Annotated in this window: 18 protein-coding genes and 1 tRNA gene; 12 read left to right on the plus strand and 7 right to left on the minus strand. The window is 72.9% G+C overall.

Going from position 1 to position 14,911, the window contains the following annotated elements; genetic code table 11:
• The first annotated feature begins 54 nt into the window (after window positions 1-54).
• The 3 genes from AB0B33_RS37545 (at window position 55) to AB0B33_RS37555 (ending at window position 1,449) form a co-directional block, all read left to right on the plus strand.
• Window positions 55-516, plus strand: coding sequence for a peroxiredoxin (locus AB0B33_RS37545; RefSeq protein WP_247012691.1), 462 nt, complete (start codon window positions 55-57; stop codon window positions 514-516).
• 46 nt (window positions 517-562) lie between these two features.
• Window positions 563-634, plus strand: a tRNA-Val gene (locus AB0B33_RS37550).
• Window positions 635-669: 35 nt separating this feature from the next.
• Window positions 670-1,449 carry a hypothetical protein gene (locus AB0B33_RS37555; RefSeq protein ID WP_360780967.1) on the plus strand — a complete coding sequence of 260 codons (780 nt, stop codon included), beginning with the start codon at window positions 670-672 and terminating at the stop codon, window positions 1,447-1,449.
• Between the two features lie 3 nt (window positions 1,450-1,452).
• Here AB0B33_RS37555 and AB0B33_RS37560 read toward each other — a convergent pair whose 3' ends face one another.
• The gene (locus AB0B33_RS37560; protein ID WP_360780970.1) at window positions 1,453-2,892 is read right to left on the minus strand and encodes an MFS transporter; all 1,440 of its coding nucleotides are present in this window, start codon (window positions 2,890-2,892) and stop codon (window positions 1,453-1,455) included.
• Window positions 2,893-3,071: 179 nt separating this feature from the next.
• Here AB0B33_RS37560 and AB0B33_RS37565 point away from each other — a divergent pair, with 179 nt between their 5' ends.
• From AB0B33_RS37565 to AB0B33_RS37585, 5 genes are read left to right on the plus strand one after another with little or no spacing between them, the layout of a single operon-like run.
• Window positions 3,072-3,728: a TasA family protein gene (locus tag AB0B33_RS37565; protein WP_360780973.1), complete on the plus strand. Its 657-nt coding sequence runs from the start codon at window positions 3,072-3,074 to the stop codon at window positions 3,726-3,728.
• Between the two features lie 3 nt (window positions 3,729-3,731).
• Window positions 3,732-4,274 carry a hypothetical protein gene (locus AB0B33_RS37570; protein WP_360780976.1) on the plus strand — a complete coding sequence of 181 codons (543 nt, stop codon included), beginning with the start codon at window positions 3,732-3,734 and terminating at the stop codon, window positions 4,272-4,274.
• Window positions 4,275-4,284: 10 nt separating this feature from the next.
• A complete protein-coding gene (locus AB0B33_RS37575) occupies window positions 4,285-4,806 on the plus strand; it encodes a signal peptidase I (protein ID WP_360780979.1) in 522 nt (173 codons plus the stop codon).
• Between the two features lie 38 nt (window positions 4,807-4,844).
• Complete coding sequence (locus tag AB0B33_RS37580; RefSeq protein WP_247012679.1) at window positions 4,845-5,528, plus strand: response regulator transcription factor; 684 nt, start codon at window positions 4,845-4,847, stop codon at window positions 5,526-5,528.
• The gene (locus AB0B33_RS37585) at window positions 5,525-5,887 is read left to right on the plus strand and encodes a response regulator (protein ID WP_360780982.1); all 363 of its coding nucleotides are present in this window, start codon (window positions 5,525-5,527) and stop codon (window positions 5,885-5,887) included. The genes AB0B33_RS37580 and AB0B33_RS37585 overlap by 4 nt, the downstream gene beginning before the upstream one ends.
• Before the next feature lie 10 nt (window positions 5,888-5,897).
• Here the strand turns inward: AB0B33_RS37585 and AB0B33_RS37590 are convergent, their stop codons facing one another.
• On the minus strand, window positions 5,898-7,091 hold the full coding sequence (locus AB0B33_RS37590; protein WP_360780985.1) for a GAF domain-containing sensor histidine kinase: 1,194 nt from the start codon (window positions 7,089-7,091) through the stop codon (window positions 5,898-5,900).
• 72 nt (window positions 7,092-7,163) lie between these two features.
• Here AB0B33_RS37590 and AB0B33_RS37595 point away from each other — a divergent pair, with 72 nt between their 5' ends.
• Window positions 7,164-7,745: a short chain dehydrogenase gene (locus AB0B33_RS37595; RefSeq protein ID WP_360780988.1), complete on the plus strand. Its 582-nt coding sequence runs from the start codon at window positions 7,164-7,166 to the stop codon at window positions 7,743-7,745.
• 6 nt (window positions 7,746-7,751) lie between these two features.
• On the opposite strand, the gene AB0B33_RS37600 is transcribed toward AB0B33_RS37595, so the two are convergent.
• Complete coding sequence (locus AB0B33_RS37600; protein ID WP_360780991.1) at window positions 7,752-8,459, minus strand: SdrD B-like domain-containing protein; 708 nt, start codon at window positions 8,457-8,459, stop codon at window positions 7,752-7,754.
• Between the two features lie 83 nt (window positions 8,460-8,542).
• Entirely contained in the window at window positions 8,543-9,106 is a 564-nt protein-coding gene (locus tag AB0B33_RS37605; RefSeq protein WP_360780994.1) for a carboxymuconolactone decarboxylase family protein, read from the minus strand.
• Between the two features lie 74 nt (window positions 9,107-9,180).
• On the opposite strand from AB0B33_RS37605, the gene AB0B33_RS37610 reads away from it, so the two are divergent.
• Window positions 9,181-9,645 carry a MarR family transcriptional regulator gene (locus AB0B33_RS37610; RefSeq protein WP_247012667.1) on the plus strand — a complete coding sequence of 155 codons (465 nt, stop codon included), beginning with the start codon at window positions 9,181-9,183 and terminating at the stop codon, window positions 9,643-9,645.
• On the opposite strand, the gene AB0B33_RS37615 is transcribed toward AB0B33_RS37610, so the two are convergent.
• Together AB0B33_RS37615 and AB0B33_RS37620 are read right to left on the minus strand one after the other, a co-directional pair.
• Complete coding sequence (locus AB0B33_RS37615) at window positions 9,642-10,058, minus strand: cupin domain-containing protein (RefSeq protein WP_360780998.1); 417 nt, start codon at window positions 10,056-10,058, stop codon at window positions 9,642-9,644. The two genes, AB0B33_RS37610 and AB0B33_RS37615, sit on opposite strands and share 4 nt — an antisense overlap.
• Window positions 10,059-10,071: 13 nt before the next feature.
• Window positions 10,072-11,559, minus strand: a complete 1,488-nt coding sequence (locus AB0B33_RS37620; RefSeq protein WP_360781001.1) for an AMP-binding protein — start codon at window positions 11,557-11,559, stop codon at window positions 10,072-10,074.
• A gap of 31 nt (window positions 11,560-11,590) precedes the next feature.
• On the opposite strand from AB0B33_RS37620, the gene AB0B33_RS37625 reads away from it, so the two are divergent.
• Both AB0B33_RS37625 and AB0B33_RS37630 read left to right on the plus strand, forming a co-directional pair.
• Window positions 11,591-12,727 (plus strand): acyl-CoA dehydrogenase family protein, encoded by a 1,137-nt coding sequence (locus AB0B33_RS37625; protein ID WP_360781004.1) that lies wholly within the window; start codon window positions 11,591-11,593, stop codon window positions 12,725-12,727.
• A gap of 40 nt (window positions 12,728-12,767) precedes the next feature.
• Window positions 12,768-13,712, plus strand: coding sequence for an SDR family NAD(P)-dependent oxidoreductase (locus AB0B33_RS37630; protein ID WP_360781007.1), 945 nt, complete (start codon window positions 12,768-12,770; stop codon window positions 13,710-13,712).
• Here the strand turns inward: AB0B33_RS37630 and AB0B33_RS37635 are convergent.
• Window positions 13,709-14,878 carry an aminotransferase class V-fold PLP-dependent enzyme gene (locus tag AB0B33_RS37635; RefSeq protein WP_360781009.1) on the minus strand — a complete coding sequence of 390 codons (1,170 nt, stop codon included), beginning with the start codon at window positions 14,876-14,878 and terminating at the stop codon, window positions 13,709-13,711. The genes AB0B33_RS37630 and AB0B33_RS37635 overlap by 4 nt on opposite strands.
• Window positions 14,879-14,911: the final 33 nt, after the last annotated feature.

Here is a 14,911-nt window from a genome sequence, read left to right on the forward strand (position 1 = left end):
ACACGATAGGGTTGTCGTCGCAGGCACGTGTCCGTACGGGAGAGGAAACGCGGTATGGCAGTCGAGGTCGGTTCCGAGGCCCCTGACTTCACGCTCAACGACTACAACAAGCAGCCGGTCCAGCTGTCCTCCTTCCGGGGCGACAAGCCGGTACTGGTGGTCTTCTACCCGTTCGCGTTCAGCGGCATCTGCACCGGCGAGCTCTGCCAGCTCCGCGACGAGTTCGCCGACTACGACGGCAAGGGCGTCCAGGTCCTGGGCGTCTCGGTCGACACGCCGTTCTCGCTCAAGGCGTGGGCCGAGAAGGAGGGCTACCAGTTCCCGCTGCTGTCCGACTTCTGGCCGCACGGCGAGGTGGCGCGCGCGTACGGCGTGTTCAACGAGCAGGCGGGCCTGGCCGTGCGCGGCACCTTCCTGATCGACACGTCCGGCGTCGTGCGCTTCGCCGAGGTGAACGCACCGGGCGAGGCCCGCGACCAGCAGGGCTGGAAGAAGGCCGTCGCCGAACTGGTCTGATTTCTTCCCGGCGGCGGTCCCCCTGGTGGGGGGATCGCCACCGGCGGGGCGCATAGCTCAGCGGAAGAGCACTCGGTTTACACCCGAGCGGTCGCAGGTTCGAACCCTGCTGCGCCCACCGAACGACCACCCGGGAGAGGACAGGCTGAGCTCGTGCCCGCTTCGGCCTGGATCTTCGTGGTCCTCGGTGCGCTCGAAGCCGTGGCCGGCGGTGTCTGGGTGTGGTTGCGCCGGTGGTTCGCCCGCGGGCTGAGGCCGTTCCGGGTGGAGGCCGTTCGCCCGCTGCCGTCGATTCCCCGCGTTCCCCTGGTGGCCGGGACCGTCGTCGACGAGCGGACCGGCGAGGAACGCGAACTGCTGCGCACCACCGTGCCCGTGCTGGCCGGTGACGTCGCGCGGTGCCGGCCCGCCGGTGGCGGGCGGGCGCGGTTGCTGCCGACGCCCCGGACCGCCTTGCCCGGCACTTTCCTCGTGCGGGGCGCGCTGCTCGTCGTGTTCGGGGTCGCGGTCGGCCGGACCGGGCTCGACGAGCACGTCACCGGTGGTCAGAACGCTTCGTACCTGTTCGTGGCCTGGTTGTTCACCCTGTTCGGCGCGGTCGCGGTCGGGATCGCGGCGGGCCGCCTGCGGTTCGCGCGGCACGTGCGCGAGGTCGAAGGTCACGTCGTCGACGAGCGGCGGTGGCTGAACCGGGCGCCGAGTGAGCCGAAGGTGCGCTACACCGCCTACGGCCGGACCCGTTCGGCCTGGGCCGGCCGGTACAGCTTCCGGTCGCCGCGGCCCGGGAAGCCGGTCGTCGTGCTGCTGGACCCGCGCACCGAAGCCGTCGCCCGCAGGGTGGGCGGCAGCTTCGGCCTCCTCCAGTTCTTCGGCGTCCTCGCCGGCCTGCTCGGCGCGCTGCAGTTCGTCGGCGCGCTCGGCCTGCTCGGCTGACGCTCACCCCGCCGTGGCGGGTTCCGGAGCGGGCGCCGGGCGCATCGCCCGGACCAGCACCGCCAGTCCCGCGAACAGCACCGCCGCGAGCACGCCCGTCACGTTCAGCGCCGTCGTGAACGCCTCCTTCGCCTGGGCCGCCAGTTCCGGGTGCGTGACGTCCACGGCGAGCGTGGAACCGGCCGGGAAGACGCCGTGGTAGATCGTCGTCGCGGTCAGGCCGATCAGGGCCAGGCCCAGGGAGCCACCCAGGTAGTTGCCCGTGTCCGCCATCGAGGCCGCCGAACCCGCGCGCTCCGGCGGGACCGCGCCCATCACCAGGCCGATGCCCAGGGCGAACAGCGGGCCCGTGCCCAGCGTCAGGATCGCGATCGCCGCCATCACCGGGGCCGCGCCGTCGGCGAAGACCAGCAGGAGGCTGCCCGCCGCCGAGACGAGCAGGCCGCCGGCGATCGCCGTGGCCGGGGTGAGCCGGCGGGTCAGGGACGGGGCTGTCATCGTGCCCAGGGCCACGCCGAGGCCCATCGGGGCGAACATGACCGCCGACAGCAGCGGGGAGTAGCCCAGGACGCTCTGCAGGTACTGCGTCACCAGCAGGCCGACGCCCGCCATCGCGACACCGGCGAAGACCAGGGCCACCAGGACCGCCGTGAACGGGCGGTTGCGGAACAGGCGCAGGTCCAGCAGCGGGGACGCCGTCGTCAGCTGGCGGTGGGCGAAGACCGCGCCGAGCAGACCGCCGAGGGCGATGGCGCAGAGGGGGATCAGCAGGTCGCCGGTGGTCAGCTGTTTGAGGCCGAACACGATCAGCAGGACCGCGGCCAGCGAGAGCGCGACGCCGGGGAAGTCGAGGCGGCCGGACGCCGGGGCGCGGAACTCCGGGAGCAGGAACGGGCCGGTCGCCAGCAGCACCGCCACCGCCGGGACCGCGACCAGGAACACCGAGCCCCACGTGAAGTGCTGGAGCAGGAAGCCGGCGAACACCGGACCGGCCGCGCCGCCCGCGAACTGGCACGTCGCCCAGATCGAGATGGCCTTTCCGCGCCGGCGGCCGTCGCGGAACATGTTCGTGATCAGCGCCAGCGTCGACGGCATCAGCGTCGCCCCCGCCACGCCGAGCGCCCCGCGGACCACGATGAGCATCTCCGGGCTCGTCGAGAACGCGGCGACGATCGAGAGGATCCCGAAGGCCGCGCCACCGATCAGGAGCAGGCGGCGACGCCCGATGCGGTCGCCGAGGGTGCCCATCGTGATGACGAACCCGGCGACGACGAACCCGTAGCTGTCGGTGATCCACAGCTGCTCCGTGGCGCTCGCCCCGAGATCCGCGCTGAGCTGCGGCAACGCGAGGAACAGCGAGGTCATGTCCATCGCGACGAGCAGCGTGGGCAGCACGAGCACCGCCAGGCCCAGCCACTCCCGACGTCCGGCGACGTTCTCCATTTCGACTCCTTCTCGGTGGTGCGGACACCAGGGGGTCGGAGCCGCCCGCGCGGACCGGACACGGGCGCGGAAACTTTCTTGAGGCGATCTTGAGGAACGGCGGAGGGACGCCGGAGGTCCGGGCCCGAACCTGGTTCCAGCGCACCACACCGGGTGGTGCCCGCCGGACAAGGACCGCCATGGCCGACCACGCCCTCCCCGCCCGCCGCCGCTCCCCGTGGCGCCCCGTCGCCCTCGCCGTCGTCGGCGGCTCCGTGCTCGTCGCCATGGGCGCCGGCGTCTGGGCGACGCTCTCGGCCACCGCCGCGAACGTGACGCCCGAGACGATCAGCAGCGGCACCCTCAAGCTCACCCTCGCGGCCAACGGCGCCGGGTTCGACCAGGCCGTCGCCAACCTCGCCCCCGGCGACACCGTCAACCGCTACGTCGACCTCACCAGCGGCGGCAGCCTCGACGCCCAGGCGCTGACCGTGCAGGTCGCCGCCACCGGCTCGGGCGCCCTCGTCACCGACGGCGCCACGACCAAGGCGCTGCGGGTCACCGTCAAGCAGTGCCCGGGCACCTGGAACACCTCGACCGGCGCGTGCGGCGGCGGCACCGCGACGACGCTGCTCCCGGCGACCGCGCTGAGCGGCCTCAGCAGCGCCCAGTCGCTGATCGCCGGCGCGGTGACCGCGGGCTCCGTCTCGCACCTGCAGGTCTCCGTGCAGCTGCCGGACCAGGCCGAGACGACGGTCAACGGCGCGCTGCCGGCGTCGACCATCCAGGGCCTGACCGCGAACCTGACCTACACCTTCGCCGAGACCCAGCGCTCGGCCACCACCACGAACTCCTGAGCCGTGCGCCGGTCCTGGTCCGTCCGGGCGGCGGCCGTCACCGCGACGGCCGCCGCGCTGGCCGCCGTGCCCGCCACCGCCGGCGCCGCCGGTCTCGCCACCGCCGCCGACGCGGTCCGCGCGACGACGGTGACGTGGTCGGCGGTGCTGGCCGACAGCTCGGGCGCGGTCCAGACCGGCAAGCCGCTCACCGTCTCGTGGGGGCTGTTCGACACCTCGCCGCGCTACGCGTCGGTCCGCAACAACGGCACGGTCGCGCTCACGGGGGAGACCTACGCGGTCGCCGTCACCGGCGGGTTCCTCCCGGCGGGCGTCCGCCTCGACGCCTGCGCCGGCGGCAGCTGGTCGGGCGGCACGTGCCCGGGCACGGTCGTCGCGCTGACCGACTCGGCCGCGGGCCCGACGGCCGTCGTCCGCGCGCTCGCCGCCGGCGACCAGCTGAGCCTGCGGATCGCGCTCACCGGCACCGGGGTCACGACCACGGCGACGGTCGGCGTCTCCGTGTCCCGCACCCAGATCCGCGCCGCCACCACCACGAACTCGTAGGAGCCACCCGATGGTCACCACCGCGCCCGCCCCCGGACGGCACCGCACGAGCCGCCCGCCGCGCCGGCTGCCGGGCGTGCTGCTCGGCCTGGTCGCGGTGCTCGCCGTCGCCGGTGCCGTCGCGGTCTTCGTGCTCCGGGCCGGGTTCGCGCCCGTCCTGTCGCCGAGCATGGAGCCCGGGTTCGCGCCGGGAGACCTGCTCATCACCCGTCAGGTGGACGCCCGATCGGTGGATGTCGGCGACGTCGTCGTGCTGCCCCGCCCGGACGCGCCGGCGGAGCGGTACGCCCACCGCGTCGTCGAGGTCGACCGGTCGCAGGCCGAGCCGCGGGTGCGGACGAAGGGCGACAACAACGCCGCCGCCGACCCGCAGCGCCTGCGCATCACGTCGCCGGCGGTGCCGGTGGTCGCCGGGCACGTGCCGTGGATCGGGCGCGTGGCGCTGCTCGGCCAGTACGGCGGGGTGCGCGTCGCGGTGATCGTGTTCGCCGGGCTTTGCCTGCTGGTCGCGGCGAAGCGGGCGTTGTGGTGAAGCTGCCGGCCCGCCGCCGGGCCGTCACAATCGCGACCATGGCCAAGGTTCTGGTGGTGGAGGACACCGACAGCATCCGGGAGGTCGTCGAGCTCGCGCTGGACGACGCCTGCTTCGACGTGCGCACCGCCGCCGACGGCGACCGCGCGCTGGCCGAGCTGCGGGCGTGGGACCCGGACGTGGTCGTGCTCGACCTGAACATCCCCGGTCCGGACGGCCTCGAAGTGTGCCGACGGCTGCGCGGGTTCTCCGAGGCCTACGTCGTCATGCTCACCGCGAAGTCCGACGAGGTCGACAAGCTGGTCGGGCTGGCCAGCGGCGCCGACGACTACCTGACGAAGCCGTTTTCGCCGCGCGAGCTGGTGGCGCGGATCCAGGCGATGCTGCGGCGGCCGCGTTCGTTCGCCGTCCCGGCTGCCGGCCGGGTGGTCGGGCCGGTCCGCATCGACGTCGAAGCCCGCGACGTGACGGTCTCGGGGGTGCACGTCGAGCTGACCCGGATCGAGTTCGAGCTGCTGGACGCGCTCACCGAGAACGTCCGCGCGGTGTGCGGCCGCGAGGCGCTGCGCCGCCGGGCGTGGGGCGAGAGCTGGCTGGCCGACGACCACGCCGTCGACGTCCACCTGTCCAACCTGCGCCGCAAGCTGGCGGCGGCGGGCGCGCCGGGACTGATCGCGACCGTGCGCGGGGTCGGCTACCGGATCGACCGGGGCGTCCGGTGACGCGCACGGTCCTGGTGGTCGACGACGACCCGGACGTGCGGGAGGTCCTGAGCCTGGCCCTGAGCGCTTTTGCGGACTGGCGCGTGGAGACGGCGGCGGGCGGCGCGGAGGCGGTGCTGCGGTGCGGCTCCGGCGGGGTGGACGCGGTCGTGCTGGACGTGGAGATGCCGGGCTACGACGGCCGCCGCACGTTGCGTGAACTGCGGGGGGCGCACGCGGCGCTGCCGGTGGTGTTCCTGACGGCGGCCGCGGACACGACGGGGCTGGCGGAGCTGGGCGCGCTCGCGGTGCTGGCGAAGCCGTTCGACCCCCTGGGCATCGGCACGCGGCTGGCGGGCCTGCTGCGCTGGGACGGCTGAAGCCGCCGAGCTACCACCAGGCGCGTTCGGTGTCCGGGCCCGCCGAGGGCAGGCGGACCGTGAACGCGCTGCCGCCGCCCGCTGCCGCGCTCGCACGGACCGTGCCGCCGTGGGCCTGGACGATTCCGCGCGTGATCGCCAGGCCCAGGCCCGCACCGCCGGTGGGAGCGCCTGCTTGGGCGAACGGCTCGAAGATGCGCTCCTCCTCACCCGGGGGTACGCCGGGGCCGTGGTCGCGGACCGAGACCTCGGCCCACGTCCGGTCGTCGCGGGCGCCGACCGTGATGGCCGTGCCTTCCGGGGCCACCGCCGCCGCGTTGGCCAGGAGGTTCGTGAACACCTGGACCAGGCGGTCGGCGTCACCGCGGACCGGGCCGGTTTCGCCCGCGCGCTCGATGCGGACGCCCATCCGCTCGGCCGCGCCTTCGACGCTGTCCACCGCGCTCTCCAGCACTGCCGCCATGTCCACATCGGACAGCCGGAGGCGCAGTCTGCCGCCCTGCAGGCGGGTCAGGTCGAGGACGTCGTCGGACAGCCGGATCAGCCGGTCGGTGTTCTTCGCCGCGATCGCCACCAGACGGGCGGCGCGCTCGCCGAGCTCGCCGAAGCGGCCGGAACCCACCAGCTCCAGCGAACCGTGGATCGACGTCAGGGGCGTCCGCAGCTCGTGGCTCACCAGCGAGACGAGCTCCTCACGCACCTCGCGGGCGCGGTTCGCGTCCCGCCGCGCCTGGACGACCGCCACCTCCAGTTCGACCCAGTGCGCGAGGTCCCGCAGCCGGCCGCGCTCGGCCGCCGTCAGGCGCCGCGGTTCGCGGTCGATCAAGCACAGCGTCCCGGCCTTGTGCCCGGACGGCGTGGTCAACGGCTGCCCGGCGTAGAACCGGATGTACGGCGGCCCCGTCACCATCGGGTTGTCCGCGAAGCGCGGATCCAGGTGGGCGTCCGGGATCTCCATCAGGTCGTCGCGTTCGATGGCCCGCGCGCAGAACGAAACACTGCGCGGGGTTTCCCGCTCGTCGAGCCCGGCGCAGGACTTGAACCACTGCCGGTCCAGCTCCACCAGCGACACCAACGCGATCGGCACGCCGAAGGTGTGCTGGGCGAGCCGGGTGATCCGGTCGAAGCGTTCTTCGCTGGGGGTGTCGAGCAGGTCGAGCGCGCGCACGGCGGCGACCCGCGCCAGCTCCGCGTCCCCGTCCACGGCCCCAGTATCGAAGCGCGCGGCCCCGCTGTCCTGCCGGCGACCCGATCAGGTGACGGTAGCGTCAGCGGGGTGAAGATCATCGTGCTGGGCGCGACCGGGCTCGTCGGGCGAGCCGTCGTCGCCGCCTTGGAGCCCCGCCACGACGTCGTCCGTTCCTCGCGGACGTCCGGGATCCGGGCCGACCTGGGTGCTCCCTCCTCTCTCGACGCGGTGCTTTCCGCCGGTGCCGATGCCGTTGTGTGCTGCGCCGCCAACGTGCCGCTGCGGGCACTCGCCGACCTGACCGACGAGCAGGTGCTCGACGACCTGCGCGGCAAGCTGCTCGGCCAGGTCGCCCTCGCCCGGCGCGCCGCCGGGCACCTGAGCGACGGCGGCTCGATCACGCTCACCGGCGGCACGTTCACCGAGCCGATCCCCGGCAGCGGGCTCGGCGCGCTGGTGAACGCCGGGCTCGAGGGGTTCGTCCGGTCGGCCGCCGTGGAACTGCCGCGGGGCCTGCGGATCAACCTCGTGAGCCCGGGCTGGATCAGCGAAACCCTTGAGGCCATGGGGGAAGACGGCGCCGGCGGGACGCCGGTGGCGGCCGTCGCCGAGGCCTACCGCGGCCTCGTCGAAGGGGACGCCACCGGCACCACCGTCGTTCCCCGGTAGCCCGGCTCAGCGGGGCACGAAGCCCACGTCGTTGTTGGCCTTGTACTGGTCCGGCCACACCGGCATCGGGTCGGTCGACAGCGTGCTTCCCAGTCCACCGTGGAAGTCCGAGTCCAAGTACCACTCCGTCGCCGCGTGGAACTTCGTCGCCGTCAGGCCCGGCGGGGGCGTCGTCCGCAGCTTGTACGTACCTTGCGGGACGTCTTCGAAGTAGTAGACCTCGCCGCCCGTCGTGGTCACCGTGCGGTTCAGCAGGCCTTCGAACGCGCTCGGGCCCACCAGCGAAATCTGCGTTTCGCGCAGGGGTTCCGTGCTCTGGCGGACGCCGTCGCCGTTCGTGTCGTCCCAGGCGCGGCCGTGGATGCGGGCGCCGATCTGGGCGAATTCGTCGTACCCGGACCAGTACTGCGCCGTCAGCGTCCGGTCGTGGGTGTTCGAGCTGATCGACCGGTAGCCGTCGTCGACCGCGTGGATCCGGTAGTCGCCCAGTGGCAGGCCGGTGAACGCGTAGCCGCCTTGGGCGTCGGTGAACGTGACGTAGTCCGTGGGTGGCGCGACCAGGTGCAGCGTCACCTTGGCGCCCGCGCGGCCGGGGTCGCCCGGGTCGTGGCGGAAGTCGCCGTTGCGGTCGAACCAGACCAGGCCGGTCAGGTCACCGATGTCCGCCGCCGCCGCGGCCGGGCCGGCCAATACCCCCGTCAGCACCGCGGCCACGGCCCCCAGAACAGCCGCTCTTCGCCGGAACTCCATGGTGGATCCCCCTTCTCGGGCGGCCCCTCGCCGCCGGTGGAAAGAAGCTACCGCGAGGCACCGACAGTTTCGGGATCCCAAGCGTGAGCAGCGAAAGCTTCGTCCAGCGGCGCCTGGATCAACCGGTTCGCGTACGTCGAAACCGTGTACGTCCCGATCCCCAGCACCACCTCCAGCGCGTTGCGCGGGGTGAAGCCGGCCTCGACGAAAGCGGCCAGCGACGCGGGCGGGACATCGCCGGTCGTGTCCATCACGGTCGACGCGAACCGACGCAGCGCTTCCAGCCGCGCGGACGGCAGGGGAACCTGCGCCCGCAACGCCGTCACCAGCTCCGGCGCCGCCGACAGCCCTTCCAGCGAAGCGGTGTGCATCGCGACGCAGACGTGGCAGCCGTTGCGCGTGGCCACCGTCATGATCACGACCTCGCGCTCGAGCGCCGGCAGCGTCGTGGCTTCGAAGATCGCGTTCAGCTTGAGGAAGCCGTTCAGCAGTTCCGGGGACGTCGCCATCCGGGCGACGGCGGCCGGGACGTGGCCGAACTTCTTCGCGGTGGCCGCCATCGTCGGGCGCGCGGCCGGGGGTGCAGACTCCGGGGTGTGATCGGGGAACAAGACGTCTCCAGAGGTAGGATCGACAATGTGGTTGTCGAAACCGTAAACCTGGTTGTCGAAAAGGGCAAGGGGCGATGACCGAACCGCCGGGCTACGAGCTGCCCTTCCTCCTCTTCGGCGGCTTCCGCACGCTCATCGACCGCCTGCACGCCGAGCTCGCGCGCCGCGGCCACCCGGACGTCCGGCCGTCGTACGGCTTCGCCATGCAGGCCATCGGCGCACAGGGCGCGACGGCGTCGGAGATCGGCCGCCGCCTCGGCGTGTCCAAGCAGGCCGCGGGCAAGACCGTCGAACGGCTGGAAGCGCTCGGGTACGCCGAACGCGCCGACGACCCCGCCGACGCGCGCCGCAAGATCGTGCGGCTCAGCGCGCACGGCGTCGACGCGCTCACGAAGTCGGCGGAAATCTTCGACGACCTGCGCGCGGAGTGGGCGCGCGCGGTCGGCGCCGAGCGCGTCGGCGCGCTCGAAGCCGACCTGCGCAAGGTCGTCGGGCCCGCGGCCTACCGGCTGGACGCCGCGGGCTGGTTCACGAGCTAGTACCCGCAGCCCGGGTCCGGCGCGTCCTCCGACAGCGGGCTGCCCGCCGGCAGCACGTACAGGACCTCCAGCACCAGCGGCGTCGACCCGAGGTTGCGGCCGATGTGCACCTGGTCGGGCTTCTCGGTGAACGCGCGCCCGGTGCCGAAGACGCCGTCGAGGCTGCAGTCGGCCAGGTTGTGCGTCAGCGTCCCGGCCTTCACGTACGCGTAGAGCGTGCCGTCGTGGAAGTGCCAGCCGGTGTAGCCGCCGGGCTGGATGGTGATTTCCCGCAGGGTGTAGTCGGTTTTGCCGATGGTCTTCTGAGCCAGGACGGTGCCGGCGACGCCGCTGCCGGGCGTCGCGGACGCGGTCCCGGAGGCCAGCGTGACGGCCAGGGCGGTCGTGGCGAGGATCGTGACGAGTTTGCGCATCGGGCGGTACTCCTCAGGACGGGCGCAGGGTGCGCCGCATCATCTTGCCCGATTCGGTGCGCGGCAGGCGATCGGTGAAGTCGAACCGCTTCGGCGTCTTGAACCCCGCCAGCTCGGCCCGGCAGTGCTCGGCCAGCCGCGCGGCCAGGTCGTCGCCCGGGAGAACGCCGGGCACCGGCTCGACGACGGCGATCACGCGCTGTCCCCATTCGTCGTCCGGCTCGCCGATCACGGCCGCGTCGGCGACGTCGGGGTGCGAGAGCAGCCGCGCCTCGACCTCGGCCGGGTAGATGTTGACGCCGCCGGAGAGGATCAGGTCGGTCCGGCGGTCGAGCAGGAAGACGCGGCCTTCGGCGTCGCGGTGCCCGAAGTCGCCGACGGTGATGAACTCGCCTGACCGGTTCGCCGCGGTCTTCTCCGGATCGCCCAGGTAGTTGATCGCGGTGTGGGCCGAGCTGAACCAGATCGTGCCGGGCTCGCCGTCCGGGACCTCGGTGCCGTCGTCGTCGAGGATCTTCAGCCGCACGCCGGTCAAGGGCCGGCCCACGGTGCCCGGCGCGGCCAGCCACCCGGCTGCCGTGACGCCGCAGATCAGCCCTTCCGAAGCGCCGTAGTACTCGTGCACCACCGGGCCGAGCCAGGCGATCATCCGCTCCTTGACCTCACGCGGGCAGGGCGCCGCGCCGTGGATCACGCTCACCAGGCTCGACGTGCCGTACCGCGCGCGGACGTCTTCGGGCAGCCGCAGCATCCGGTGGAACATGGTCGGCACGAGGTGGGTGCTCGTGACGCGGTGCCGTTCGATGAGCCGCAACGTCCCTTCGGCGTCGAAGCGGTCCATCAGCACCGCGCTGTGCCCGAGGTGCATCGCGTTGACGGCGAACGAACCGGGCGCCGCGTGGTAGAGCGGGCACGCCACCAGGTGCACCCCCGGCCCCGGGAGAACGCCGAACGCGGCCAGCAGGTCGCGGTGGATCGGGTGCAGCGCGGGCGGGTTCCCGCTCAACGCGCGCCGGACGCCCTTGGGCCGCCCGGTGGTCCCCGACGTGTAGAGCATCGTCTGGCCCGCGGTCCGCGGCTCGGGCGGCGTCGACGGCTCGTCCTTGCCCCAGGTCGCGTAGTCGCCCCAGCCCCCGGCCGCACCGATCGAGAACCGCGGCACGTCGAGGTCGCACTCCCGCGCGATGGCCGCCTCCGCGACGACGACCCGGGCGCCGCTGTTCGCCACCACGTAGGCGACTTCGGCAGGCGAAGACCGGTAGTTGACCGGGGTGAAGTACATCCCGGCCTGCAGGGTCGCGAACAGCAGCTCGAAGTAGGGGAGTCCGTTGTGGACGATCGCGACGACGCCGTCGCCCGGCCCGAGCCCGAGCCGGTGCAGCGCGTGCGTCAGCCGGTTCGCCCGCGCCGCCAGCTCGCCGAAGGTCGCGGCGGTCCCGTCGGGCGCGAGCACCGCGAGCCTGCCCGGGTGCTGCTCGGCGACGTCGAAGAAGGTGCTCACGCACCGCACGCTACCGGGTACCGTGCGACGCATGGACGCGGACGTTTTCGGGCAGGTCCTCGGCGCGGTGCGGGAGTTCGTGCGCAAGGAGGTCGTGCCGCGCGAGGCGGAGATCGACGAGCACGACGAGATCCCGGCCGGGATCCGGGAGAAGGCCGCCGAACTCGGGTTGTTCGGCTGGGCGCTGCCGGAGGAGTACGGCGGACTCGGCCTCGCCATGGCCGAGGACGTCCGGCTGGCGATCGAGCTCGGCTGGACGACGCCCGCGTTCCGGTCCCTCTTCGGCACCAACAACGGCATCGCCGGCCAGGCGATCGTGCACTACGGGACGCCCGATCAGCGCACCCGCTGGCTGCCGCGGCTGGCCGCCGGGCAGGCGATCGCCTCCTTCGCGCTCACCGAGGCCGAGGCGGGCTCGGACCCGGGCGGGCTGACCAGCCGCGCGGTCCGCGACGGCGACCGCTACCGGCTCTCGGGAACCAAGCGGTTCATCACGAACGCGCCGCTGGCCGAGGTCTTCGTCGCCTTCGCGCGCACCGACCTCGAAAGCACCGGCAGCCGCGGCATCTCGGCGTTCCTGGTTCCCGCCGGCGCGGAAGGGGTCACCGTCGGCCCGCACGACGCCAAGATGGGCCAGGCCGGCGCGTGGACGTCGGAGGTGGTCTTCGACGACGTCGAGCTGCCGGTGGACGCGCTGGTCGGCGAGGAGGGCAAGGGCTTCGGCATCGCGATGGCCTCGCTCGCCCGCGGCCGGCTGCACATCGCCGCGCTGTGCGTCGGCATGGCCGAACGCGCGCTCGCCGAAGCCGTCGAGTACGCGCGGACCGCACGGCAGGGCGGCCGCGTGATCGGGGAGTACCAGCTGGTCCAGGCGCTGCTCGCGGAGTCGCACGCGGAGCTGGCGGCCGGTCGCGCGATGGTGCACGAAGCCGCCGCCAAGTACGACTCGGGCGAGGACCGCAAGCTCGGGCCGTCGTCGGCGAAGCTGTTCTGCACGGAGATGCTCGGCCGGGTCGCCGACCGCGCGGTGCAGGTGCACGGCGGCATGGGGTACGTCCGCGGGGTGACGGTCGAGCGGATCTACCGGGACGCGCGCCTGTTCCGCATCTACGAGGGCACCAGCGAGATCCAGAAGCTCGTGATCGCGCGCCAGCTGCTCAAGGACTGAACTTGCGCTGGAGTCCGCTCCAGCTCTTACTGTCGGGAGCATGAGCACCCCACAGCACAAGATCGGCTCCGGGTTCGGGGCCGAAAGCACCGCGGCCGAGGTCGTCGCGGGGATCGACCTGACCGGCGAGCTGGCGATCGTCACCGGCGGCTACTCCGGCCTCGGCCTGGAAACCACCAGGGCGCTGACCGCGGCGGGCGCGCACGTCGTCGTCCCGGCCCGGCGGCGGGCCACCGCCGAAGAAGCGTTGCGGGGCATCGGGAACGTCGAAGTCGACGAACTCGACCTGGGTGATCTCGGCAGCGTTCGCGCCTTCGCCGAGCGGTTCCTCGCTTCGGGCCGGGGGATCGACGTCTTCATCGGCAGCGCCGGGATCATGGCGTCGCCGGAGACCCGCGTCGGACCGGGCTGGGAGGCGCAGTTCGCGACCAACCACCTCGGCCACTTCGCCCTGGTGAACCGGCTCTGGCCTGCGTTCACCGACGGCGCCCGCGTCGTCTCGGTGTCTTCGCGCGGCCACCACTACGGCCCGGTGCGCTTCGACGACCTCGAATTCCGGCGGGGCTACGACAAGTGGCTCGCCTACGGCCAGGCCAAGACGGCGAACGTGCTTTTCGCGGTCCGGCTCGACAAGCTCGCCGGGGACCGCGTCCGTGCGTTTTCCTTGCACCCGGGCCGGATCCTGACCGACCTCGTGCGCCACCTCGACCGGCAGGAGCTGGTCGACGCCGGGATGGTGGACGCCGACGGCCGGGTGACCGGCGGTGCCAAGACGCCGGAGCAGGGCGCCGCAACACAGGTCTGGGCGGCGACGTCCCCGCAGCTCGACGGCCTCGGTGGCGTTTACCTCGAAGACTGCGACGTCGCCGAGCCCGCCCCGGCCGACGGCACGCGCACGGGCGTCAAGGACTACGCGATCGACCCCGCCCTGGCCGAGCGCCTGTGGACGGTGTCGGCCGAGCTCACCGGCGTCAACGCCTTCTAGAGCTTCTCGATCTGCCGCACGAGCAGGTCGATCTCGTCCTCGGTGTTGTAGTAGTGCACCGAAGCGCGGAGCAGGTCCGGCAGGCCGCGCGCGGTGAAGTCGTACTGGGCCGACGGCCGTGACGACACCGACGTGTTGATGCCCGCTTCGGCCAGCCGGGCCTTGATCTCCTTGGCCGGCGTGCCCTCCACGGTGAAGGTGACGATGCCGCACTGGCGGGCGCCGATGTCGCGCACGCGGGCGCCGGCTTCGGTCAGCCGTTCGCGCAGTGTGGCGGCCAGCGAAGTGACCCGCGTTTCGATGGCCGGCAGGCCCCACTCGAGCGCGTAGTCGATGGCGGCGCCGAGGCCGAGGACGGCGGCGAAGTCCTTCTCCCACACCTCGAAGCGCTTGGCGGTCGGGTCGACGACGTACTCCGCCGGCGACGTCCAGCTCGCGGAGTGCAGGTCGAGCATCGCCGGCTCCAGCCGCTCCCGCAGCCGGGGGTGCGCGTAGAGGAAGCCGGTGCCGCGCGGGCCGCGCAGGTACTTGCGGCCGGTCACCGACAGCGCGTCGCACTTCAGGCGGGAGACGTCGAGGTCGAGCTGGCCCGCCGACTGGCAGGCGTCGAGCAGGAACGGGATGCCGGCGGCCTCGGCGATCGCGCCGATCTCCTCGGCCGGGTTCACCAGGCCGCCCTGGGTGGGCACGTGGCTGACGGCGATCAGCTTGACGTCGCCGCCCACGCGCCGGCGCAGCTCCTCGACGTCCAGCTGCCCGGACTCGTCGTCGCCGATCACCTCGACGACCGCGCCCGTGCGCTTGGCGACCTGCAGGAACGCGATGGCGTTGCTCGCGTACTCCGCGCGGGAGGTGAGGATCCGGTCGCCGGGACCGAACGGCAGCGCGTAGAACACCGCCTGCCACGAGCGCGTCGCGTTGTCGGTGAGGGCGATGTCGTCGGGTCCGGCGCCGACCAGCCGCGCCGCGGACGCGTACACGGCGTCGAAGCGGTCCGACGCCTCGGCGATCGCTTCGTACCCGCCGGTCAGCGCCTCGTGGCGCAGGTAGTCGACGACCGTGTCGGTCACGACGGACGGCGGGAGCGCGGAGCCCGCGTTGTTCAGGTGGACAACTTCGGCGCAGCCGGGGGTCTCACGGCGTGCGCGCTCGACGTCGAAGGCCATACCAACTGAATACAGTAGATGGGTACTGTATGC

It is taken from the genome of Amycolatopsis sp. NPDC049159, from assembly GCF_040648295.1.
Taxonomy (GTDB): Bacteria; Actinomycetota; Actinomycetes; order Mycobacteriales; family Pseudonocardiaceae; genus Amycolatopsis; species Amycolatopsis pretoriensis_A.

Coding starts and splice junctions, on each gene's coding strand:
- AB0B33_RS37610 (WP_247012667.1), top strand. CDS start 9,181: ATGACCGAACCGCCGGGCTACGAGCTGCCCTTCCTCCTCTTCGGCGGC.
- AB0B33_RS37560 (WP_360780970.1), bottom strand. CDS start 2,892: ATGGAGAACGTCGCCGGACGTCGGGAGTGGCTGGGCCTGGCGGTGCTC.
- AB0B33_RS37615 (WP_360780998.1), bottom strand. CDS start 10,058: ATGCGCAAACTCGTCACGATCCTCGCCACGACCGCCCTGGCCGTCACG.
- AB0B33_RS37575 (WP_360780979.1), top strand. CDS start 4,285: ATGGTCACCACCGCGCCCGCCCCCGGACGGCACCGCACGAGCCGCCCG.
- AB0B33_RS37545 (WP_247012691.1), top strand. CDS start 55: ATGGCAGTCGAGGTCGGTTCCGAGGCCCCTGACTTCACGCTCAACGAC.
- AB0B33_RS37625 (WP_360781004.1), top strand. CDS start 11,591: ATGGACGCGGACGTTTTCGGGCAGGTCCTCGGCGCGGTGCGGGAGTTC.
- AB0B33_RS37580 (WP_247012679.1), top strand. CDS start 4,845: ATGGCCAAGGTTCTGGTGGTGGAGGACACCGACAGCATCCGGGAGGTC.
- AB0B33_RS37635 (WP_360781009.1), bottom strand. CDS start 14,878: ATGGCCTTCGACGTCGAGCGCGCACGCCGTGAGACCCCCGGCTGCGCC.
- AB0B33_RS37630 (WP_360781007.1), top strand. CDS start 12,768: ATGAGCACCCCACAGCACAAGATCGGCTCCGGGTTCGGGGCCGAAAGC.
- AB0B33_RS37565 (WP_360780973.1), top strand. CDS start 3,072: ATGGCCGACCACGCCCTCCCCGCCCGCCGCCGCTCCCCGTGGCGCCCC.